Source organism: Vibrio aquimaris, from assembly GCF_009363415.1.
GTDB classification, from domain to species: Bacteria; Pseudomonadota; Gammaproteobacteria; order Enterobacterales; family Vibrionaceae; genus Vibrio; species Vibrio aquimaris.
In genome coordinates, this window is record NZ_CP045351.1 from 363,086 (window position 1) to 386,658 (window position 23,573).

General features: G+C 41.5%; 16 protein-coding genes, 1 tRNA gene and 1 pseudogene. 6 read left to right on the forward strand and 12 right to left on the reverse strand.

All coding sequences use genetic code 11. The annotated features are described in order from the left end of the window. Positions 1–628: 628 nt before the first annotated feature. Together FIV01_RS16195 and FIV01_RS16200 are read right to left on the reverse strand one after the other, a co-directional pair. Positions 629–1,483: a hypothetical protein gene (locus tag FIV01_RS16195; RefSeq protein ID WP_152432031.1), complete on the reverse strand. Its 855-nt coding sequence runs from the start codon at positions 1,481–1,483 to the stop codon at positions 629–631. Between the two features lie 67 nt (positions 1,484–1,550). Then, the gene (locus FIV01_RS16200; RefSeq protein ID WP_152432032.1) at positions 1,551–3,446 is read right to left on the reverse strand and encodes a PAS domain-containing sensor histidine kinase; all 1,896 of its coding nucleotides are present in this window, start codon (positions 3,444–3,446) and stop codon (positions 1,551–1,553) included. 101 nt (positions 3,447–3,547) lie between these two features. Between FIV01_RS16200 and FIV01_RS16205 the strand changes: the two genes are divergently transcribed. Further along, positions 3,548–4,387, forward strand: a complete 840-nt coding sequence (locus FIV01_RS16205) for a hypothetical protein (protein WP_152432033.1) — start codon at positions 3,548–3,550, stop codon at positions 4,385–4,387. A gap of 204 nt (positions 4,388–4,591) precedes the next feature. Here the strand turns inward: FIV01_RS16205 and FIV01_RS16210 are convergent. Continuing rightward, positions 4,592–4,666, reverse strand: a tRNA-Gly gene (locus FIV01_RS16210). A 122-nt stretch (positions 4,667–4,788) separates the two neighbouring features. Beyond that, complete coding sequence (locus tag FIV01_RS16215; RefSeq protein WP_246210511.1) at positions 4,789–6,234, reverse strand: transporter substrate-binding domain-containing diguanylate cyclase; 1,446 nt, start codon at positions 6,232–6,234, stop codon at positions 4,789–4,791. 283 nt (positions 6,235–6,517) lie between these two features. Here FIV01_RS16215 and FIV01_RS16220 point away from each other — a divergent pair, with 283 nt between their 5' ends. The 3 genes from FIV01_RS16220 (at position 6,518) to FIV01_RS16230 (ending at position 10,523) form a co-directional block, all read left to right on the forward strand. After that, the gene (locus tag FIV01_RS16220; RefSeq protein ID WP_152432034.1) at positions 6,518–7,750 is read left to right on the forward strand and encodes an L-lactate MFS transporter; all 1,233 of its coding nucleotides are present in this window, start codon (positions 6,518–6,520) and stop codon (positions 7,748–7,750) included. 187 nt (positions 7,751–7,937) lie between these two features. After that, entirely contained in the window at positions 7,938–10,295 is a 2,358-nt protein-coding gene (locus tag FIV01_RS16225; protein WP_152432756.1) for a fatty acid cis/trans isomerase, read from the forward strand. Positions 10,296–10,334: 39 nt separating this feature from the next. Beyond that, positions 10,335–10,523, forward strand: a complete 189-nt coding sequence (locus tag FIV01_RS16230; protein ID WP_114786331.1) for a hypothetical protein — start codon at positions 10,335–10,337, stop codon at positions 10,521–10,523. A gap of 81 nt (positions 10,524–10,604) precedes the next feature. Here FIV01_RS16230 and FIV01_RS16235 read toward each other — a convergent pair whose 3' ends face one another. Beyond that, positions 10,605–11,021: an RNA-binding S4 domain-containing protein gene (locus FIV01_RS16235; protein WP_152432035.1), complete on the reverse strand. Its 417-nt coding sequence runs from the start codon at positions 11,019–11,021 to the stop codon at positions 10,605–10,607. 101 nt (positions 11,022–11,122) lie between these two features. Here FIV01_RS16235 and FIV01_RS16240 point away from each other — a divergent pair, with 101 nt between their 5' ends. Beyond that, positions 11,123–11,920 carry a substrate-binding periplasmic protein gene (locus tag FIV01_RS16240; RefSeq protein ID WP_152432036.1) on the forward strand — a complete coding sequence of 266 codons (798 nt, stop codon included), beginning with the start codon at positions 11,123–11,125 and terminating at the stop codon, positions 11,918–11,920. 39 nt (positions 11,921–11,959) lie between these two features. Here FIV01_RS16240 and FIV01_RS16245 read toward each other — a convergent pair whose 3' ends face one another. The 6 genes and pseudogenes from FIV01_RS16245 to FIV01_RS16270 all read right to left on the reverse strand — a co-directional run bounded on the left by FIV01_RS16245 (position 11,960) and on the right by FIV01_RS16270 (position 19,842). Then, complete coding sequence (locus tag FIV01_RS16245; RefSeq protein WP_152432037.1) at positions 11,960–13,552, reverse strand: ABC transporter ATP-binding protein; 1,593 nt, start codon at positions 13,550–13,552, stop codon at positions 11,960–11,962. A 2-nt stretch (positions 13,553–13,554) separates the two neighbouring features. Continuing rightward, complete coding sequence (locus FIV01_RS16250; RefSeq protein ID WP_152432038.1) at positions 13,555–14,592, reverse strand: ABC transporter permease; 1,038 nt, start codon at positions 14,590–14,592, stop codon at positions 13,555–13,557. Next, positions 14,593–15,681 carry a microcin C ABC transporter permease YejB gene (locus tag FIV01_RS16255; RefSeq protein ID WP_152432039.1) on the reverse strand — a complete coding sequence of 363 codons (1,089 nt, stop codon included), beginning with the start codon at positions 15,679–15,681 and terminating at the stop codon, positions 14,593–14,595. 15 nt (positions 15,682–15,696) lie between these two features. Continuing rightward, a complete protein-coding gene (locus tag FIV01_RS16260) occupies positions 15,697–17,514 on the reverse strand; it encodes an extracellular solute-binding protein (RefSeq protein WP_152432040.1) in 1,818 nt (605 codons plus the stop codon). Positions 17,515–17,661: 147 nt separating this feature from the next. Continuing rightward, positions 17,662–18,144 (reverse strand): annotated as a pseudogene (locus FIV01_RS16265) (NUDIX hydrolase). 60 nt (positions 18,145–18,204) lie between these two features. Next, a complete protein-coding gene (locus FIV01_RS16270) occupies positions 18,205–19,842 on the reverse strand; it encodes a methyl-accepting chemotaxis protein (RefSeq protein ID WP_152432041.1) in 1,638 nt (545 codons plus the stop codon). A gap of 317 nt (positions 19,843–20,159) precedes the next feature. Between FIV01_RS16270 and FIV01_RS16275 the strand changes: the two genes are divergently transcribed. Then, positions 20,160–21,155 (forward strand): 2-hydroxyacid dehydrogenase, encoded by a 996-nt coding sequence (locus FIV01_RS16275; protein ID WP_152432042.1) that lies wholly within the window; start codon positions 20,160–20,162, stop codon positions 21,153–21,155. Between the two features lie 47 nt (positions 21,156–21,202). Here the strand turns inward: FIV01_RS16275 and FIV01_RS16280 are convergent, their stop codons facing one another. Continuing rightward, positions 21,203–23,563: a Lon protease family protein gene (locus tag FIV01_RS16280; protein WP_152432043.1), complete on the reverse strand. Its 2,361-nt coding sequence runs from the start codon at positions 23,561–23,563 to the stop codon at positions 21,203–21,205. Positions 23,564–23,573 lie beyond the last annotated feature (10 nt).

Sequence of the window (23,573 nt, forward strand, 5' to 3'; positions counted from 1 at the left end):
CTAGGCTATGCACGTGGTAAATTCTGCTTACGCAGGTCACCCTGAAAAACATACTTTCCATAATTGGTCATTTGACGAGAAATGCTCTGACTAAAAACCTGTCCTTGGTACACAAACCATTTATGTATCTGGTCTGAGTCCTACACAATTGAGTGACGTTGTGATTACTATTCTCGGGGCGGTTCGACAACCATATCCCCACTAAGTCAAACTAGCAATGTCCTAGTTAAGCCGTACAAAGCCGTTTGAAATAGCGCACCACTTTTTTCTTTTATGCTCCTATTAGAACACATGAAAAAGTGGCAACAATGTAAATACAACGATTTTTGTTTCATTATTGTTAAATTCGTATTTTTATAAACAAACCCATCAGTTATATTTATACCGCATGTAAAAGAAAGTGATATTTCAGGTTGAACGTATCTAAGACTAAAAAGGTAGGTTTCAATCACACTATTTGTTAGATTTGGTTGACGTTTTTACTTTATTAAAATGTTCTATATAACGAAATAGTGCGATAAAATGGGCTTGGTTTAAAGAAATAGCTAAGGGCATTTTGCTCTGTCAAAACCGCGATAAAGCATAAATAATGAGCCCTTAGCTATAACATTCCTGTTCACTAGAACCACTAGGGGGTATACCACCAGCGACTATCAATTTGACTGAAGCTTTCTTTGGTATCTGGGCTGTCAATATCAACTCTGACACGATTGGTTAAATTTGCCTTGTCAAACGCGTCCTTAGAAAACGGATGTTGTTTTAACAAATTAAGCAAGCTACCATCGGCAAGAGCATTTTCCATCCCAGTGGTAATGGCATCTGCAAGTTTAAGATTATCTTTAGTAACGTAGAAAAATCGGCCATAGGGGTAAACAATAGTAACATTTGAGTCTACAACTAAATTATTGCTACCTGATCCAAATTTATCTAAAAATTGATAGACTTCTGTTGCACCCAGAGGAAATAGATCGAAACGTTGTCCATCAACCATTTTAATCAACTTTTCAATTTTAGACGCCGTAACAACTTTAAAACCAGCGTTCTTTAATATTGGAATATCTCCCCAGCCTTGCCCCTGACCAACACTGAATTTAGTGAGCTGTTCTAAATTTTTAACGTTACCAAGCTGTGCCTCTGTATCACGATGAACGATAGGTACCCTCCAGCCCAGTAAACCCATTTCTAGTGGCAGATAGATAGGTAAAAACCTCTGCTCTAAGTCTTTTTGAAACCCTGTGTCAAACACATCTAAGTCCCGAGATTCAACCATACTTCGTGCTCTGTTTTGATTGACGCTGCGTTTATCTACAGTCACAGTATAGTCAGCACCAGACTTACTGAGCGCTAACTCCAATACAGCCAAGCCTATAGATTCTTTACCAATTCCATCAATATTTGGGTACTTAACCTCTTGAGCCGAGGCAAAAGTGCTGGAGATAAAAAGAGCAATCACTATGCCTAGCTTACCTATATCCTTCATCATTTTCGCTTCCCTTCTTCATACTATCAATTATATAGTTTAGCTTGTAGATAATGGTTTACTGAGTGGTTTATTTCGACAAGGATTTGGGCAAAGTTATTTTATAGCGCACACCATTACCAATACTCGATTCCAGCAGGATCTCTCCTTTTAGTTTTTGAGTGACTAAATTATATACCAACGTAAGACCTAGCCCAGAGCCCCCACTCCCTCGTTTAGTCGTATAAAAAGGCTCAAAGACTTTTTGCTGGTCTTCTAAAGCTATACCCTGCCCATTATCTTGATACACAAAAGTGATGCCGTGCTCGGACTGCTGGTAGCTAATCAAAATATTGGCAGGTTTACTGGTTTGTTCAAACGCATGGTAAACACTGTTCAGGATCAAGTTACTCATCACTTGAGTTAGAACACCTAGTAGACTATTAATTGTAATGCCTTCTTCACCTATCAACTCGATGCTTACCGGCACTTTTTTTGTCTCACTTTCAAGGCTCACTAACACTGCGTCTAACATCTGACGAATATTAAACTCAGACTGATTTTCTGATATATGATCTACCGCCGTATTTTTGAAGTCTTTAATCAAGATAGAAGCACGCTCTAAATTCGCTTTAAGCATTGAGAGCCCTTTATCCATGATCTGGCTTTCACTAGTAAACTCAGTACTGGTCAGTGTCTGATTGTCAAAGCTATCACTGAGCTTATTCAAACTGTCTTCAACCAATGAAGTAGCCGTTACTGCAATGCCAAGCGGTGTATTTACTTCATGGGCAACACCAGCGACTAAGCCACCTAAAGCCGCCATTTTCTCAGATTCAACAAGCTTCTCTTGAGTACTTTCAAGTTCTCTTAAACTTTCTTGCAAAGCTTGCGTTCGCATAGCAATAGTCGCTTCAAGTGAATGATTAAGCTTTTCTAACTCAAGCTGCGCTTGTTTCAGCTCACTCACATTTATTGCTGTGCCTCGAAAACCAACAAAAACATCACCGCTGTATTTAGCAATGGCTTGGAAAACGAAGTAATAAGCCTTACCATCAAATTCAATTTCATCTTGGCACATTGAAAAGCTTTTCTTTTGTTCAAGCTTTTCTTGTAGTTTTACCGATCTATTTAACCCTTGAATTTTATGAACAACAGGCATCTTGTCTTCGCTGATACCCAACGCAGCTCTCATCGGATCAGAACAAAAAGTTAACCTATGAGTATTATCCGTTTCCCATAGCCAGTCAGAAGACACATAGGTAAAATCTTGCAGCTTTTCTTGCTCAGCTTTAATACTTTGATACAGCTTAGTAAAAGTACAAGTAAGCTTATTAATTTCATCAGCAACCCAACTGAGTTCGTCCATATCCTCAATTGTCCAATGTTTATTGTTCATCTGTAAATTAGAGGTTGCATAGCGTGGCGAATAATGCCGTAGGTATTTGACAATACTGATGACTCTCGCATTTATACTCTTATGGAATACCCAAAACAAAATACTGCACACCAGAAAGGTTTTCACCGCATTGAGTAAGAGGCTGATGAAAAACTGTTGAAGTAGAAAGTGATAAATTTTTTCCGAATTGGAGGTCACATAAAGCTCTCCTACCGTTGCTTCTAAGTCCGTATTTTGGTCAAAGTACTTTATTTCAAACCGACTTGTAACATGGCTTCCCTCTGGCTTTATTCCAGACGATATTACCTCTCCATCAAGACCGACTTCGAGATAATCAACTTTGGGCAGAGTCGTCAGCTCCTTAAGCCTTTTTTGTAATGACGGGATATCATAGAACCACAATGAGGTGGCAAGCAGCCCAGAGTAAACCTGCTTGATTTCTTGATGCGTCGCCTCAACGTCACTAAATTCTCTATCATAGTCCAAGTACAGCTGTAACCCTGTAGTGGTCAGGGTTATCACACTGCTAATGACGACTAAAATTAGCAACACACGACGCCCAATCCTGCTGACGTACCTTTTACTCATTAAATAATCTCTAGACAGACGTCTATCAATTATAGTGTGAACTGGAGGGTTACTGACAAATAACTATACTAAAACTCAGTGAAAAAGTTTGGAAGCTCAACATGAAGATAATCACTCTATTGCTATTATCTGTCCTCTTTAGTTCCGTTTCGGCAAGAGAAATTCGTTATCCCAACCTTGATGGCATAGGTCAACAATCGATAGGGCTCGCCATGCTGAAACTGGCGATTGAAAAATCGGGCTCTGACATGACAGCAATTGTCGACTCTAATGAAGTTAATCAAAATCGGGCGCGACAGCTTGTTGAAAATGGTCAGCTCGATATTTTTGATACTGGCTTTGACGAAACCTTGGATGGGCGCTTTAAACCTATCTACCTACCCATAGATTTAGGTTTGACGGGATGGCGGTTGTTTATTATTCATCAAGATACACAGGCAAAAGTTGAGAATGTTAAAAATGTGTCCCAACTGAGTCCATTTGTAATGGGGCAAGGACAAGGATGGGGAGATATTCGAATCTTAGAAGCTTCAGGACTGAAAGTGACTACTGCACCACGCATTGAAATCTTAATCAAAATGGTTGGAGGAAAACGGTTCGACTTATTTCCATTGGGTGCAACAGAAGTGCACCAGTTCCTTGAAACCTATCGTGGAAACCAAAAGCAGCTGATGGTCGAGAACCAATTGGTTCTAATTTACCCCTATGGTCGATTTTTCTATATCCGTAATAACGATAAAGAGTTATCTGACGTGATGCACAAAGGCCTAGAGGCCGCATTTGAGGACGGGAGCTTGCAAGAGTTATTGATCAACCATCCTTTTTCAAGCGATGCTTTTACCAAAGCCAACTTAGCAGAGCGAACTCATATTCGTATACCAAGCCCAACGCTAACGGAAGGTTTCAAGGCCATCGACAACAAATGGTGGTACGTGCCGTAAGCCAGTTCCATCACTAAAAACATCGATTCATCGACGACAAATGCATGACCTATGAATCTACTTTGGAAAAAAGACTAATTGGGGGTAAGTGGAAACTCAATCAATAGCGCTTAATTTCAACGCGAAAGAGAAAAATCTGTAGAATCAGAGTGTTAGATACGAAGTTTAAATGATAGGAAAGAATGGCTTGAACTAGGTTTTGATTGGAGCGTGCAGCGGGAATCGAACCCGCATCATCAGCTTGGAAGGCTGAGGTAATAGCCATTATACGATGCACGCATCATCGTGGAAACAGGTCTAATATGCCACAGCAATTTGAAAAGAAAAGGTTTTTCTTCGCAAAACGGTTTTGTTTGCTTTCTTTGTGCGCAAAGTGGTAAAAATTTAACCTCTACGGACGTTCACGAATGTGAATTTTCCATGTTTTTCACAACCGCTTGGTCCTTCCCTTGTGCTTTAGCTTGATACATTAGTTGGTCAGCATCTGAAAGCTGTATATCCTGATGTGCCGTTGGGTAATACGCGCATCCTAAACTAACGGTAACCTGATAGGGAAGCTTGTCACTAAAGTCTAGATTTCGAATTAAGTCACAGATAACGTGGGAGACTTCTTTTACTCGCAGCTCATCTTGGTTGTTCATCACAAGGGCAAACTCTTCACCACCGATACGGCCCAAAAGTTGGTCAGATCCGATTTTTTCACGTACTGCCTCTGCAACCGTTTTAATCACGTGATCACCAACTTGGTGCCCGTAGTTATCATTTATCGATTTGAAATCATCAATATCAAATACAATCACACATACGTCACCCTGCATCTCGATACGCTGTTGAAACTCAGAAACGAAATGTCGACGATTACTCAGCCCTGTCAATGAATCCGTCTCAGAGAGCTTCTTTAGCTCTTCATTGGCCAACGCTAACTCACGAGTTTTCATGCGCACCGAATACCTCAATGCAAATATATAGAGGATCGCACCACCTACAGCAATCACAATGAGAATCGGTGCCAAATAAGCCGGGTAGACAGTATTGATGTGCATCCAACGACTCAAAATGCGCTGCTTCTCACTTGTTGTAATTGTTTCCTGCCCCTTTATTATTCTATCTTGTAACGCTTTATTACCCTCTTTAACAGCAGCTCTCAAGTCTCCTGAGTAAAGATTTCTCACACCAATGAAAGCGTTGGGCTGGTTGCTTGTCAAAAGATAGAAATTTCCCACTTGTAAATCCGCAACAAAAGCGGAGATCTCTCCCTTAAACGCCGCATCAATCATTTTCTGGTTGTTGTTGAATGACACAAGTTGAAGATTAGGGTAATTGTTGCGAGTAAATTCTTCTTCATATCCGCCCGTAACTACTCCCACTTTATAGTTGTGCTTTCCCAACATAAAGTCATTGAGGTCAAGACCTATTAAATCTCGATTTATGTACATCTGAGTATCAATAGTGATGATCTCTGGGGTGTAATCAAGATAGGCTTCTCTTCCTTCAGACCACAGTAGCCCTGCATGCACATCTGCTTTTCCTGTGCGTACTGCCTCAAGTGAGTCATTCCAATCTAATAAAAGAAATTCAATCTCGACATTATTATGCTTGGCAAACTGTTGCCAGTAGTCAATCAATATCCCAGCGGGTTGCTGATCATCGTCCAGATAAGAAAAGGGCTTCCACGCTTTTGAGTTGGTCACGATCAAAGTTCGTGACTCGGCATTCTCTTGATTTGCTACTGATACAGGGGAAAACAACAAGGTGATACTCAGTAAGCTAAGCTGAGCTAATAAGGCCCCCTTGTACAGAAATTGTTTGATTTGTGAGTGATGTAGTATTTCAGCATGTTTACTCAAGTTTGCGTCCACTAGCTCAGACCGATAATGATAATTATAATATTAGACACTAATGACCTGTCTGCCAGTTTGCTGCCTACCACGCACGCTTGATAAGAACTTTATTTAACGCAAGGTTTAACTCTTTTCGTACCGATATTAATCCACACAAAAAATAGATTTAAATCACCTCAATATTGGGTATAATCCGCGCCCATTATGTTTTGTGTTGATAAACACTAAATAAATTTGAAAAACCCCATAAAACAAACCTCTCACAGACAGAGGTAAAATGAGAAGTAAAATGAGCAAGATTGATAAAGCGACACGAATACTACTAGCAGGGTTCTGTATCAACCTTTGTCTTGGCATCCTATATGCTTGGAGTGTCTTCAACAAAGCGTTAGTGACAGAATCTGGATGGAGTGCAGCAGAAGCCTCATCCCCCTACGCTATTGCAACCATTGCCTTTTCAATTTGTCTTCTTATCGCGGGGATCCTACAAGATAAAATGGGACCACGTAAGATCTTGATTCTTGGGACCATCCTAACTGGCTTAGGTATGATTGCATCTGGCTTTGCAAATTCACCACTGATGTTAAATATCACTTTCGGTGTAATGACGGGGGCTGGAATTGGCTTTGGCTATGCTTGTCTTTCACCCTCAGCGATGAAATGGTTTCACTCATCGAAAAAAGGCATGGTTAATGGATTAATTGCTGCTGGTTTTGGCCTTGCTGCTATTTATCTCGCTCCGCTTACCTCATCTCTAATAGAAAGCATGGGGATTCAAACAAGCTTTATTGTTCTTGGCATTGGCATATTGGTGATCACCGTTCCTCTTGCAGCCACAATCAGTAATCCTCCAGCAGATTATGCCCCCGCTTCACCACATAATAAGGCCAGCAAGTCTACAAATCCAAGTGCTCATGATAGTGACTTAACTTGGAAGTCCATGCTAAAAACGCCTCAATTTTACTCCCTTTGGATTATGTACGCCTTTGCAGCATCAGTTGGTCTAATGATCATTGGTAACATCACGACTATCGCAAGCATACAGGCGGATTTACCCAACGCTGTTTATCTAGCCTCAATTCTCGCGATATTTAACTCCGGTGGACGAGTCATCGCAGGGTTACTCGCCGATAAGATTGGCGGAATAAGAACACTGCTTCTAGCGTTCATACTGCAGGGCATTAACATGGTTATGTTCGCTACGTTTAATAGCGAGTTCACATTAATCCTAGGAACAGCAGTTGCTGCGGTAGGCTATGGTACATTGTTAGCGGTATTCCCAACAATAACAGCAGAATTCTATGGTCTTAGAAACTACGGTACTAACTATGGTGTGCTGTATACAGCGTGGGGGATTGGCGGTGCTATAGGTGCGGCGGTTGTTGGTCTCTCAATGTCTAATGTTGAAAACTATAGCCTTGCGTACACAATTTCGGCCTTCATGATGGCAACCTGTATTGCTTTAGCACTGTTTACTAAACCAATCTCTATGGCAAAACTCGGACGACTGAAAAAAGCCTAACGCACCTTTGATGTCGCTCTAAATTCCAAAAGGCTTAACTTCATTGTTAAGCCTTTCTAGTCTCTGTGAACGCCTTGTAAAATCTCATCAAAATTATAGAGTTCAACGACTTTGGTTGGTCATTTGCTGGCTAATTAAGTATCCTTTAATTGCAATGATTGAACTGATTTGGACTGCTATTTTTCACATGAATGTGCGTAAACTCTTTATTTTATCTCTTATTACACTCTTTGCAGGCTGTGCAACCTATGCGGGTCTCAATTACGACAAGCTCTTTGGTTATGCGCAACCGAGGGAAAGGCTTGTAGAGACATCTAGTCCATCTAGTGACTTCTTTATCAACCAAGTAAAGCCTATTATTGATAACCGCTGTGTAGTATGTCACGCATGTTATGACGCTCCTTGTCAACTGAAACTATCCTCCACAGCTGGTATTGATCGCGGTGCGAGCAAAGCCCTCATTTATCAAGGTACACGACTAACCGCTGCAACACCCACTCGATTATTTGAAGATGCTCAAAACACCTCTCAATGGAGAGACTTTGATTTTAACCCTGTCTTGAATGAGCGAACACAATCGCCTACTGCCAATATAGAAGCTGGGCTGATGGCAAAAATGTTGATGCAAAAACAAACGCACCCTTTACCTATGCAAACTCAATTAGAGGGGTTCGATTTTTCTATTAATCGTGAACAGCAGTGCCCTACTATCGAGGAATATGCGGAATATGAAAGCAAATATCCCGATTGGGGAATGCCTTATGGCATGCCTAATCTAACATCAGCAGAATATTCAACATTAATGTCTTGGCTACAAGATGGAGCGCTCATGAATGCTCCTTTGCCCTTGACCTCAGAGCAAGGTGCTCTGGTTAATAAATATGAGCAATTCTTGAACGCCAGTCCGCGTAAAGTACAGTTAATGGCTAGGTACATATACGAACACCTTTTCCTGTCACATTTGTATTTCTCTGATCTTAAAGAGTCATCCCCTCGTTTCTTTACACTGGTCCGTTCAACAACACCACCAGGACAGGCCATCAAGCGCATTACGACTCGTCGTCCATATGATGACCCTAAAACCGAGCGCGTTTATTACCGGTTGATTCCTGTCGAATCCACCATTGTTGATAAGACCCATATGCCCTTTGCACTCAATAAACAACGCTTGGCTAACTGGAAAAAATGGTTTATCGACTCTAAGTATGATGTGGCAAAATTACCTGACTACTCAGTCGAAGTTGCAGCCAATCCCATGACAGCTTTTATCGACCTCCCCGTTAAAGCTCGTTTTAAGTTCATGCTGGACAATGCACAAAATACAATAAACGCCTACATAAAAGGCCCTGTATGTCGTGGACAATTGGCATTAAATGTTATTAATGACCGTTTCTGGGTATTCTTCTTGGATCCTGACAAGTCGGATATACCCGAAGTCAACGAGTTTTATCGCTCACAAGCCGATAATTTGAAGCTTCCCGGAGAGCTGGAAAGTAATACCGTGCCTATTACCAACTGGGTCTCTTATTCTCGGCAACAAGCCCGTTACTTAGAAGCAAAGTCTGAATTTATTAATAAGTGGTTTAAAGACGGCCAAAATCTCACAACCGATGTGATTTGGACAGGCAACGGAACCAACCCAAATGCTGCACTCACTGTCTTTAGGCACTTTGATAGTGCATCCGTCGTTCAAGGTTTAGTAGGTAAACCTCCCAAAACTGCGTGGGTCCTTGACTATGCGCTGATTGAACGTATCCACTATCTCCTCGTCGCTGGGTTTGACGTGTATGGCAACTTTGGTCATCAACTTATGACCCGTATGTTTATGGATTTTCTTCGCTTAGAAGGGGAAAGTAATTTTATTACTCTGTTGCCCAAAGATATTCGCCATGTCGAACAGTCAAGCTGGTATGAGGACCAAAGTTCTCAATTAAGTGACTTCTTACAACGTAACGTTAAACCTTTTAATCAACCCAGTCAGGTTCCCTATCAGACCGATAATCCAAAAAAAGAGCTATATAACATTTTACAAACACAGCTTTCTCCAGTACTCCATAATCGTTATGATATTGAGCAAACCGGACTATCTCCTGAAAGTGAACAAGCACTCGCAACCATTGATGACTTAAAAGGAGGAGGTATCCGTTACTTCCCTCAGATTATAATACTGCACATAGAATCGGAAGCAGGCCAAAGTCAGGTCTTTACTCTCTTACACAATAATGCCCATACCAATATCTCCAGTCTATTTGATGAGCAAAGAAACAGAGATTTTGATAACGATGACTTCACATTGGTTCGCGGCATTCTAGGTAGCTACCCTGCTGCCTTCTTATCACTCAGTGAAAAAGAAATCCCATTATTTGTAAACATGATTGCACAGGTCAAACAGGAGCAAGATTACGTTAAGTTATTGGATAAATTTGCGATCCGAAGAAGTTCAACTGAATTTTGGTCTTTCAGTGACAAAATTCACCAATGGTATAAGAAAGATCAGCCTGTCGAATTTGGTCTCCTTGACTATAATCGTTTTGAGAATAGGTAAACTATTCGGCCAAGCGTTTAACAGCGCAGGAGGTAGGGCATGAGTATTCGAGATAGTATTCGAGCTATCGAGCAGCAAATATACATCGCTTGCTCAGAGGGTGATTACGACACTGTCCAAATGCTTGAGCATCAGCTAGAGAGTTTGCGAGGCAAGGCCGAGCATCCACTCGATGATGATTCCTATGCACCTGAAAGTAAGATCCCCCCAGAAGACCTTTGGTATTAACGATTAAAGCCCCGTACTAAACGGGGCTTTTTCTATGTTCGCCAAATTGGTTGCGCTTACTCTATCTTGCAAAACCGACCGCTAGAAAAAATCGATATCTGAGCGACCAATCTTATTCTTCTTGTTGCTCGAGTTTGCTTTCTTGCTGTCAGCCTTTTCTGGCTTCACTTGTCGCTTTGCGACCTCATGACGAACTTCCTCTGTCACGGAGTCATTAACTGTTCTTTCATACTCCGAGTTATCAGCATCACAGATAACCACATAGAACTCTTGGTTAAACTCAAAAACATCTCCATGATACATTTTGCGACGTTTACGAGTTTCAAGTTCACCATTGACAGCAACATAACCCTCAGAGATGATGTATTTTGCTTCACCTCCTCCACCGACTAAATTAGCTAATTTAAACACCTTATACAGCTCAATAGGCTCACTTGATACCTCTACTCCGATTGCTTCGATCTCAATTTCTTGAGTACTTTTGTCGTCTTCTGTCATGTTTTGCTTTAATTAAATGGCGAAAACGCAAAGTCTAATGCCTAATCTTCAATAAATAAACTAAAGTTAAACATAGAAAGAGCACATTAAAGGGACGAACTTTGCTCAAATGGACACTCATTCTACTTTTACTCTCGTGGCGAGCCGCTGCTTTCGAGCCACCAGTGAAAGTTTTGGTATATGGTGACGACGCTTATCCACCATACAGCTATGTAGAAAATGGCATCGCGAGAGGGATATACAGCGACATTCTTCGTCGAGTGTTTGAAGACATGCCAGGCTATAAGATAAAAATTGTACCCATCCCTTGGAAGCGTGGGCTAAAAATGCTCAAGTCCGGGCGTGGCTTCGCTTTATTCCCTCCCTATTACTATGCTGATAAACGCCTTTACATATCCCCGTATTCGAAGCCCATTTTGAACGAAGAGGTTGTGGTATTTTGCAACAATGACAGCGTACAAGATCGCCCACTAAATAACTGGCCATCGGACTATCTCGGTTTGACTATAGGCGTAAACGAGGCTTTCGCGCTCGGTGGAAACGAGTTTTGGAATGCAGTGAAAGCAGGCAAAATAACCATTTCTGAAGCCAAAGGGAGTAGGCCAAGCTTGCTAAAATTATATGAGAAGAAAATTGATTGTTATATGAATGACCGACTGTCTATTCTTTGGGAAATAAAACGTATGACAACCGAAGGCCTACTGCCAGAGGATTGGAAACTCACATTAGGAGCCGTCGTGAGTGCAGAGCAAGGGTATTTAGGCTTTACCACGATCCAACCTGAGAAATACCCTTACAAAGACGACTTCGTAGAAACATTTAACTCTATTCTCACGCAGTTGAAAGAAAAGGGAGAAATTGAAGTTATCGTCAAAGCTTACTTAGAAAAAGATCTGTAACACACTTCATTTCCCCCTCGCCCCCTATGCTATCAGCGCCTAGAAGCTTGAAAGCTCAACCAGTTTACGTGTGTATGAACGTTTAGGACCTTCAAAAAGCTGATCTGTTCTTCCACTCTCAACGATAAGTCCTTGCTTCATTACAATCGTATGGTGGCAAAGGGATTTAACAACATTAAGGTCATGACTTATAAACAAGTAGGTTAAAGCGTATTTCTGCTGAAGAGATTTCAGAAGATCAAGCACCTGAAGTTGAACCGTTCGATCAAGTGATGATGTGGGTTCATCGAGTAGAATGAATTCAGGTTTAAGTACCAAAGCTCTTGCTATTGCGATCCTTTGACGCTGCCCGCCTGAAAACTCATTGGGGTATCTGTGGCGAGTTTCAGGGTCTAAATCAACATCTTCCATTGCCTCACAAATCATTTTATCGACGGTTAATTCATCAAAGTCATGATGAACGTATAGTCCTTCACCTATCACTTGTGCAACAGACATTCTAGGATTAAGCGCGGAAAATGGGTCTTGAAAAACCACCTGCATTTTACTGCGGTAAGGTAACATCTCCTTCCGGTTCAACCCCTGTAACTCATGTCGTTCATAACAGATGGAGCCTTCAGAGTTCACTAAACGCAAAATAGCCATACCAGTAGTAGATTTACCAGACCCACTTTCACCTACTATGCCCATTGAATGACCTCGTTTCAGGTCAAAGTCCATATCTGTCACCGCTTTAATATGAGAGACCACTCTTTTAAATAGACCCCCAGTTACAGGAAACCAAACCTTTAATTTGTCTACTTTGATAAGACTCTCTGAATCTTCCGCGACTTCGACGGGCAGTCCTCGAGGATCCGAGTGAATCAGTGTTTGTGTGTAAGGGTGCTTAGGCGCGGAAAATAGCGAATAACAATCAGCCTGTTCAACTATCTGCCCATCTTGCATTACCGCAACTTTGTCTGCAATTCGGCGAACTATGCTCAGGTCATGGGTAATAAACAGCATCGCCATTCCAAGTTCTTTTTGCAAATCTCTCAATAATTCCAATATTTGCGCTTGCACAGACACATCAAGCGCAGTGGTTGGTTCATCAGCAATTAATAGCTCTGGTTTGTTTATCAAGGCCATTGCTATCATGACTCTTTGTCTTTCCCCACCAGATAATTCATGAGGATAAGCATTAATCTTCACTTCAGGATAACGGATATCCACTTTTTGTAGCCATTCAACGGCTAATTTTTCTGCTTGAGTCTGACGAACACCACTATGTATCGCCAGTGTCTCTACCAACTGTCTCCCCACTTTATGCAAAGGGTTAAGAGATACCATCGGCTCCTGGAAAATCATCCCTATACGATTACCGCGGATCCCTCTCAGTTCCCGTTCAGAGCAGTTCAGTATCTCAATATCATCAAAGTTGATAGTGCCTTCAAGATAATGAGAAGAGCCTTTGGGAAGAAGCTTAAGTATTGAATTGGCCGTCACTGATTTTCCAGATCCGCTTTCACCAACTAACGCAAGGGTTTCCCCTTTAGAAATAGTAAAAGACACTTTATTTGTGACTTTATTTATCTCGTTGCCAACACCAAATCCTACCGACAAATTGTTCAACGTGAGTATGTCTTTCGCCATGACTATCTACCTTGATGATGAGGGTCAAAGGCATCTCGCACTGCTTCACCGATAAAAACCAGTAAGGTGAGCATGATTGACAATACCAAGAAAGCAGAGAAACCAAGCCAAGGGGCTTGTAAGTTGGCTTTGCCCTGAGCCAATAACTCTCCTAAAGATGGCGAACCAACAGGCAAACCAAAACCAAGAAAATCGAGAGATGTGAGTGTTGTGACCGACCCTGAGAGGATAAATGGCATCATTGTTAGAGAAGCTACCATCGCATTTGGCAACATGTGCCTTCTCATAATTCGACTATCGCTGACGCCCATTGACAGTGCTGCTTTTACATAATCAAAATTTCGACAACGTAAAAACTCAGCCCTCACAACACCAACTAGACTCATCCAGCTAAATAGCACCATAATGCCCAATAACCACCAGAAATTAGGTTCAACAAAACTGGATAAGATGATAAGTAAAAACAAAGTTGGCATCCCAGACCATACTTCGATGAAACGTTGACCGAATAAGTCTAACCAGCCACCATAATACCCCTGAGTCGCACCAACAATAACGCCAATGACACTTGATACTAAAGTAAGAATAAGCCCGAATAGTACTGATATGCGAAAGCCATAAATAACACGCGCCAGTACATCACGACCTTTATCATCGGTACCAAGCCAATTAACGTTATCCGGTGCAGAAGGAACTGAGCCAGCAATATCGTAATTGATCGTACTATAGCTAAAACGAATCAGGGGCCATACCATATAACCTTTGTTTTCTATCAGCCCCGCAACATAGGGATCGGTATAATCGGCTTCGGTCTCAAACTCACCTCCAAATATAGTTTCAGAATATTGGGTTACAATAGGGAAGTACCAAACGCCGTCATAGTCTACTAATATAGGCTTATCATTGGCAATTAGCTCCGCAAACAGACTGAGTGTGAACAAAACCATAAAGATACACAGCGACCAGAAGCCACGCTTATTCGCTTTAAACCTTTGCCAGCGAGCTTGATTTAACGGATTAGCCGTTTTGCTGTTTTGCATTTAACGGGCCTCGAAGTCTATTCTGGGGTCGACCCAAGTGTATGTTAAGTCTGATATAATGCTCAAAATCAAACCCAGTAATGTCATAATGTAGAGAGAACTAAAGACCACCGGATAGTCTCGCTGAATGGTTGATTCAAAGCCAAGTAAACCTATACCTTCAAGCGAAAACATAACTTCAATCAACATTGAACCTGTGAAGAAAATACTGATAAACGCTGCGGGAAAACCAGCGATAATGATCAGCATAGCGTTACGAAAAACATGCTTGTAAAGAATGCTGCTTTCATCCAAGCCTTTGGCTCTTGCTGTCACAACGTATTGTTTGTTGATTTCATCCAAAAATGAATTTTTAGTCAACATACTTAACGTAGCGAATCCACCTATCACCATAGCCAGTATCGGCAAGGTCAAGTGCCAAAAGTAATCAATAATTTGCTCATACCAAAGCATTTGATCAAAGTTGCTTGAAACAAGGCCACGTAGTGGGAACCAGCTAAAATAATTACCACTAGCAAATAATATAATCAGTATGATGGCAAACAAAAACCCCGGAATTGCATAACCCACTATAACCACTGCACTCGACCAAATATCGAATCTTGAACCGTGATGTATCGCTTTCATTACACCTAATGGTATTGAGATGAAATAAATAATCAATGTACTCCACAACCCAAGGGAAATAGATACAGGAAGGCGCTCAACGATTAAGTCGATGACATTACCACCCTTGAAGAGACTATCTCCAAAATTAAAGGTGGCGTAATCTTTTAACATAGTGAAGTAACGCTCTAGAATCGGCTTGTCAAAACCAAACTGCTTTTTGATTTCCTCGACGACTTCTGGGTCTAACCCTCTTGAACCCTTGTAACCACTTGGACTAGTATCGCTACCAATATCCAGAGAAACTTCGCTGCCACCACCAGAGAAACGCTCCATTATCCCTGAGTCAAATCCTTCAAGTTGAGCAATAGCCTGTTCAACAGGACCACCTGGAGCGATCTGGATAATAAAAAAATTAATCGTGATTATCGCCCACAAAGTGGGTATCACTAACAGTAATCGGCGAAAAATATACGCGGTCATGCTTAACCCTCTTTTTTAACGACGCTTTTCCGGCAATTTCGCAGCTTTCTCTTTAGATATCCACCAAGTATCAATGCCTAGGTCGTACTTAGGCAAAGTGGCCGGGCGATCAAACTTATCCCACATAGCCACTCTGTACTTACTTACATACCATTGTGGAATAATGTAAAAATTCCACTGTAGGACTCGATCTAATGCACGACCTAATGTAAGCAAAGCATCCGGATCTTGCTGCTTTTGAGCAATTTCCATTGTCAAGCTATCCACAACAGGATCCATCACCCCTGCAAAATTATAACTTGAGTCAATATAGTTAGAGTTCCATATAATCATCAGATTTGGGCTCGGGTATGGGTTAGCCGAATACCCTCTGGAAATCATGTCAAAGTCTCTGTCTCTTAATCGCTTTGTGTATTGCGTAGTGTCAATAGTACGAATTTTCATCTCAATACCCATTCGCTTCATGTTCTTTTGAACGGGTATCGCAATTCGTTCATCAGTCGGGCTGTAAATCATTAACTCGAAACGAAACGGTTCACCGGTCTTAGTGTTAGTAAGAACTTTATCTTTTAGCTCCCAGCCGGCCTCTTTCAATAGTTTGAAAGCGACTCTCATCTGAGCTCGAATTCGTCCAGAGCCATCTGTCTTAGGCGGTTCAAATTCTTGTGTTAGTGCCCGTGGAGGGATTTGATTTTTAAACCGCTCTAAGACTTTACGCTCTTGCTCACTGGGTAACCCCTTTGCCTCGTAATCTGTATTTTGAAAATAGCTGCGAGTTCTAGAGTATTGACCATAGAACATGTTCTTGTTCATCCACTCGAAGTCCATTGCATAACTAAGAGCTTCTCGCACTAGCGGATCTTTAAATATTTCCCTTTGAGTATTAAAAACAAACCCAGCCGTACCTTCGGGCTTTTGATGGGGAATTTCCTCTTTAGTAATAAAACCTTTATCAAAGTTTTTTCCTGTGTAGGAGTTAGCCCAGTACTTTGCCGATGTCTCAAGACGAAAATCAAACTCACCCGCTTTAAATGCTTCTAGCATGACAGTATCATCTCGATAATAATCGTACTGAATCTGCTTAAAGTTGTGTCGCCCAATATTGACAGGAAGATCCTTCGCCCAATAATCTTCCACTAATCCATAAGTGACACTCTGCCCAATTTTATAATCGATGATTTTATAGGCTGAGCTGCCCACTGGCGGCGTGGATATGGGCTCTGAAAAAGACTTATCTTTCCAAAAATGTTCTGGCAGTACTGGGGTAGATTGGGCAAAACTAAAAAGTTTCTCCCTGTTTGGCGTTGCCATTTCTATCCGAACTATTTGTTTATTCTTTGCCTTAACAGACTTGATATCTTTATAGTAAGCTCGATACTGAGGGACTCCCTCTTTCATAAATTTATCAAAAGTAAAAGCGACATCGTCGGCGGTAATCGGTTCTCCATCATGAAAACGGGCTTTGGGGTTAATGTCTAGCTCAAGCCAAGTGTAATCATCTGAATATCGGACTCTTTGAGCGATTAGGGGATAATAAGCATCGATTTCATCACTGGGAGAGTACATCAAGGAATCATAGAGTTCGCCTGTTGCGGCAGCAGCAACACCTCTTGATGCATAGCGATTGAAGTTATCGTAAGTTCCTACCTGGCCGTAGGTAACCTTGCCATATTTAGGCGCATTAGGATTAACATAATCAAAATGAGTAAAGCCATCAGGGTACTTAGCTTTACCGAATCCTACTAAGTTGGTTGATTCAATGACTTTAGCTTGTGCGATAGAGCTTACGCTAACAAGTAGAGCTCCTAAGAAAATGCGGCGTATTGGCATCATAGACAGTATTCTTCCCAACATTAAGTATACTATTATTAATTCAGTTACTTAGATAAGTATAGGCACTTATACAACAGCCGGAGAAATGTTCGCAACAAAAATGTGCCGCAACGCCAACTATAAATCATGTCAAAAAAAACATGCGTACTACATCATTTCCTTGGCAATGAGGTGTAAAAGGTAGGTTTCACGCTCAATGCTCATACCTTTTTTAGGGCTGCTAGTCATGGTTTTTTCGTTATGCGCAATCGCCTCATGAATATTGACCCACTAGGAAGGTTTTCCAAACTCAAGGTCTACCTTGCAGGTATAACAATAGGAATGCATGTGAATAACATCAGCTTCTGGCTTGTACCATGGTCAAAATTCTTCATAAATACCAAAAGGCTTGATGCTATGAATATTTCGAGCACCGGTTTCTTCTGTTAACTCTCTCACCAAACCCGCAATGATGTCTTCTCCATCATCAATTCCACCACCGGGAATGGAGTAATCATGATAACGCTGTGTATATAACAGTAGAATTTCCTCTCCATTAACCACTATGGCTCGCGCCGCTTTCCTTTGAATGATAACTTTGTGATCCAAGTGGTTAATATCGGGATGTATAGATGTTTTTAAGTGTCTCATCAATAAATTAAGCTAGGTTCGAACTAAGTCGATTCTACCACATCAGCTTAGGGCCTCAATCTAAGCAAGCTTAAAGCGATGAATCATAGAGATTAAATTATCAGACACACGATCAAGTTCTGTACTGGCACTTGCCATCTGAGCCGATTCTGCTGATACAGAAGATGCCATATCATTCAGGCTTACCATATTTCGGTTCATCTCATTAACAGTAAGTGTCTGTTCTTCAGCGGCAGTAGCGATGTGTTGGTTCATTTCCTCTATGGTGTGAACTTCTTGATTAATCTTGCTAATTGCCACTCCTGCTTGACTCGACAACTCAGAAGCATTGGTTGCTTTCTCTGTCCCATGATCCATCACTTTGACAACATTCTCGGCGCCCAATTGAAGCTTCTCTACAATGTTCTGAATTTCAAGCGTTGATTCGTGTGTTCTTAGCGACAAACTTCTCACTTCATCTGCGACTACAGCAAAACCACGACCTTGTTCCCCTGCCCTCGCAGCTTCAATGGCTGCATTAAGAGCCAATAGATTGGTTTGCTCAGCGACACCACGAATCACTTCTAAAACCGTATCAACATTGCGAGCATCGGACGCCAACTGCTGTACAACTTGACTGGCAGACTGTATTTCACCAGCAAGTTCATTAGCACCACCAACATTTTTATTGATGATCTCATGACTATGATTCGCCTCTTTTGCTGCCATACGACTTGCATCATTGGCTTCTACTGTTCGCGCCGCTACTTCCTCAACGGTTGCCAGCATTTCAGTCATTGCGCTCGCTAATGTTTCAACATCGCTTTGCTGCTGATTAAGACTGTGATCAATATGTAGTGCCGATCTAGATAGCTGACCTGCAGCACTAGATACTTCACTACCCGCATCACTGATATTGAGCATAATATTCTGAACCGATTCAACAAATTGGTTGAAGTAACGAGCCAAATCTACCAGTTCTCGACTGCCTTCTTCTTCTAAACGCTGAGTTAAGTCACCTTCACCTTTAGATAAATTTTTCATTGCATCTACAGTACGATTGAGTGGTGTAGTAATGGTTTTAATAAAGAAACCTATCACCACGGACAATAAAATTAAAATACCTATAGCGTAACTTATTGAGGCTACCTCAGAACTCCGTGTATCCTCTTTTAAAGCGAGCATATTCATTCCAGAGCCAATCATCCAACCCCATGGTTGAAAAATGAGCGCATAGCTTGTTTTGAGATCTGCAGTGGTAGAATCAGGATTTTTCCAGAAGTAATCAACAAAACCACCGCCATTTTGAGCAAGCGTATACAGGTCCTGAACAAAGTAGCGTCCTGTGCTATCTTGAAGCCCGATGATGTTCTTACCGATTAACGACTCAACGCCAGAAGCAAGTTGTAAACCTTCTCGACTAACGACAAAAACATAGTTGTTGCCGTCAAATCTCATCGCCGATATTGTCTTTAAAGTGCGAGATTGCGCCTCACTTTCTGAAATTAGGCCAGATTTATATTGTTGGTAATTGTGCTTTGCAACACCAGAAGCTGCCTCAACCAGTGTCGATACTCCACGTTCGTAGTTTTCTCGCATGTGTTCACGAGATTTATCAATATTAAGAACTGTGTTAGCCAGCAGCCCAATGGCAAATAGACCTAATATGGACCATGCCCGTGTCGCAATAGACACCTCGGATAGCTTCTGTGTGATCATGTTTATATACCCTAGCCAGAAAATAGATACTTTCAGCGCCTAGCTACAACACCCACCTAAACTAATGATAATTAAGCCAAGAGCTATTTATTTTGTCTCTAATAATTTAGCAGTAAATTATGATGTTGATGGAGAATTTGGTCGGAATTTATACATGTTTAGGTTTAATAATAAAAAAAACACTGCAACTATAAGTATAAACAAGGCTTTTATTTAGATAAGGTTAACCTTTTATCAATAATAATTACTTTAACTTTTGACATTTTCGCGCTTCAATATGACTAGATTTTTCCTCATTGAAAACTTTAGAGGTCCATATGCTAGATGTCGCCCTATTCAGCGCTAAGTCGTATGACGAAATGTCTTTCAACAAAGCCAACAAGCCATTTGGCTTTGAACTGCATTTTCATGATTTTCCACTCACTAAAAAAACCGCAAAAATAGCTCATGGATGTAAAGTCGTTTGTGCTTTTGTTAACGACGACTTGTCTGCTCAAGTCTTAAATGAGTTGTCATTACATGGTGTCGAACTCATCGCAATGCGATGTGCTGGCTTTGATCGAGTCGACTTAGAAACAGCTAAGAACCTCGGTATTCAAGTAGTCAGAGTACCGGCATACTCTCCTGAGTCGGTGGCCGAACACACCGTTGGCTTAATGATGTCCCTTAACCGACGTTTCCACAAAGCATATCAACGTACTCGAGATGCCAATTTTTCACTCGAAGGACTCGTTGGATTCAACTTTCACCAAAAAACGGTTGGGGTTATTGGAACTGGCAAAATAGGCATAGCTACAATGCGCATTCTTAAGGGACTGGGAATGAATATACTCTGTTACGATCCTTTCAAAAACCCATTGGCACTGAAACTAGGCGCGACATATTGCAGTAAAGATGAAGTGTTTGAAAAAAGTGACGTCATCACGCTTCATTGCCCTATGTCGGATGAAAACTACCACCTTTTGAATAAGACAGCTTTCGACAAAATGAAAGATGGCGTGATGATCATTAATACAAGTCGAGGCGGCTTATTAGATGCCGCAGCCGCTATTGAAGCTCTAAAAACGGGCAGAATAGGCGCACTCGGTTTGGATGTGTATGAGAATGAAAAAGACTTGTTTTTTCGTGATAAATCCAACGACATCATTGTTGATGATGTTTTTCGTCGCCTCTCAGCATGTCATAACGTTCTATTTACCGGCCATCAAGCCTTTCTCACCAATGAGGCTCTCGGCAATATTGCAGATACTACTTTAGGCAACATTGATGCTTTTCACCACAAACTTAAATCGGGAAATGAATTGATAGACTGATCTTGTAGTGGGCTTTGTTACTGAAGGCCCACCACAAGCTAACCTATTTATTTTCTTAAAGCGTTTAATTTCGCTTGGGCAATACCAAAGATAGTATCGATTGGGTAGCTACCTTCATCACTAGGCTCTCCAGCCGGTCTACCCATGAACAGTTCAATGGCTTCTGTTACGTGATCAATTGCCCATATATGAAAATCACCACGTTCGACAGCTTTAACAACATCTGGCCTTAGCATCAGATTATGCATGTTCGCCCTAGGAATAATAACCCCCTGATTATCGTTGCGACCTTTAATCCCACATACATCATAAAAGCCTTCTATTTTCTCATTCACCCCTCCAATCGGCTGAGCTTGGCCAAACTGATTCATAGAACCTGTAATAGCGATGCTCTGGCAATTAGGTTGGCGTGAGAACGCAGATACTACCGCACAAAATTCGGCCATACTCGCACTATCGCCATCCACACCACCGTATGATTGCTCGAAAGTAATAGTGGTTTTAAGCGGTACTTTTGCGGTTTTGCCAAACACCGAAGAGAGGTAAGCTGTCAGTATCATAACCCCTTTCGAGTGGATGCTTCCTCCCAAGTCAACGCTGCGTTCGATATCTATCACCTCACCGTCTCCATAGCATGTCGTCGCAGTGATTCGGTTAGGCGCTCCAAACATATATTCACTGGTGCTTAACACCGAAAGAGCGTTGACTTGCCCTACTGAATGGCCGTGTGTCTGAAGTAGCGTGGTTCCATTGATAAAACCCTCCATTACGCTGTCTTTTAAGCGGCTAACTCTAAGCTCCTGATTTGCAAGTGCTTCTTCAACATGACTCGCTCGAATCATATTCGAGTTTGCTTGGCGAGCGACATAATTTGACTCCCTGAGAAGATTAGCGATATTGGCTGAATGTAGAGATAACTTAGTCTGATCCCCAGATAATCGGCAACTATGTTCAATAATTCGCGCAATCGCCTTCCTATCACAATGCAGCATATTGTTATCGTTAACCACACTTGAGATAAAACGAGCATATTGCAATTCAGATTCGGGACTGCGAACCATTTCGTCTTCAAAGTCGGCCGTCACACGGAATAACTCGCTAAACTCTGGATCATAGTGTTGTAAAAGTTGATAAGTACGATAGTCACCAAATAAAATTATTTTCACATCAAGCGGTATAGCTTCGGGATCAAGTGACACCGTACCGGTCAAGGTGACTTCTTTTTCAAGTGACGTAAAGCTTAGTTTTCTCGCTCTCAACGCTCGTTTTAGCCCGTCCCAAACATAAGGCTGCTCCAACACTTTCTGTGCATCCATCATCAACACACCGCCGTTCGCTTTATGTAAGCTACCTGGGCGGATCAGTGAAAAGTCCGTAAATACCGTCCCTTTAAACGTCGCCGTCTCGATATAACCGAATAAACTGTGATAATTCGGGTTTTCTTCAACAACAATCGGAAAGTCATCTGTTTTACGGCTTACAAGAACGTTAACTTTGTAGCGTCTGGGAAGTTTTTTATCTAATGAGGCGGTTGCTACTTCTGCCTGCTCGCCACTCTGCTCAAGAAAAATATCGGCATTATCAACAATATCCTGCTGTAATTCAGTTAAATAGGTTTTAATTGTCGGATAGCCTGAGTAATCTTTCTTCAACTGCTTTATAGAGTGGGTAATAACATCAAGAGTCACATCATCATTAAGTTTTTTTATTTTCTCACTGTAGGCTTCTTCCCACTCTGTAAGCTGGCGAACCATATCCCGCAACTTAATTTCAAGTTCATCGATGGTAGATCCAAAATACTCTTGTTCCTTTTTTGTTAGCTCCTCAAAAGACTCTTCGGTATGCATTTCATCCCCATCCATAGCAACGAATTGATAGTCACCTTGGGTGGTTATGGTTAAGCTAATTCCTTTGGCTTTCGCTTCTTTAGTGATGGCAGCTAATTCAGCTTCTTGTTTTTGAGCTAACTGATTTTTTAGTTTGTCAGCACGACTGTAATAGAGCTCATTATCGAAAGCTAAAGGCATGGCATTGACTAGCTTAGACATTAGCTTCTCAATGTCTTGCTTAAGTTGGCTACCAATACCTCTCGGTAATGCAAGTACTTTAGGCGTTCGAGTATCTTCAAAGTTCGCAACGTAGCACCAATCATAAAGCGCTTTTACATCATGTTGGTGACGGTTTAAATAGCGCAAAATCATGGTACGCTTACCCAAGCCGTTTTGGCCAATAGCATAGATGTTGTAGCCCTTTTCTTTAATGGACATCGCAAACTCTACCGCTTTCTGCGCGCGTTCTTGGCCAACAATTTCATCAATAGGAGCCAGCTCTTTCGTCGACTTGCATGGCAGCATTTCTAGCTGCGCAGCGTGATACAGCTGACTTGATTCAAGCCTTTGAATTGCCATCTCTATTTTT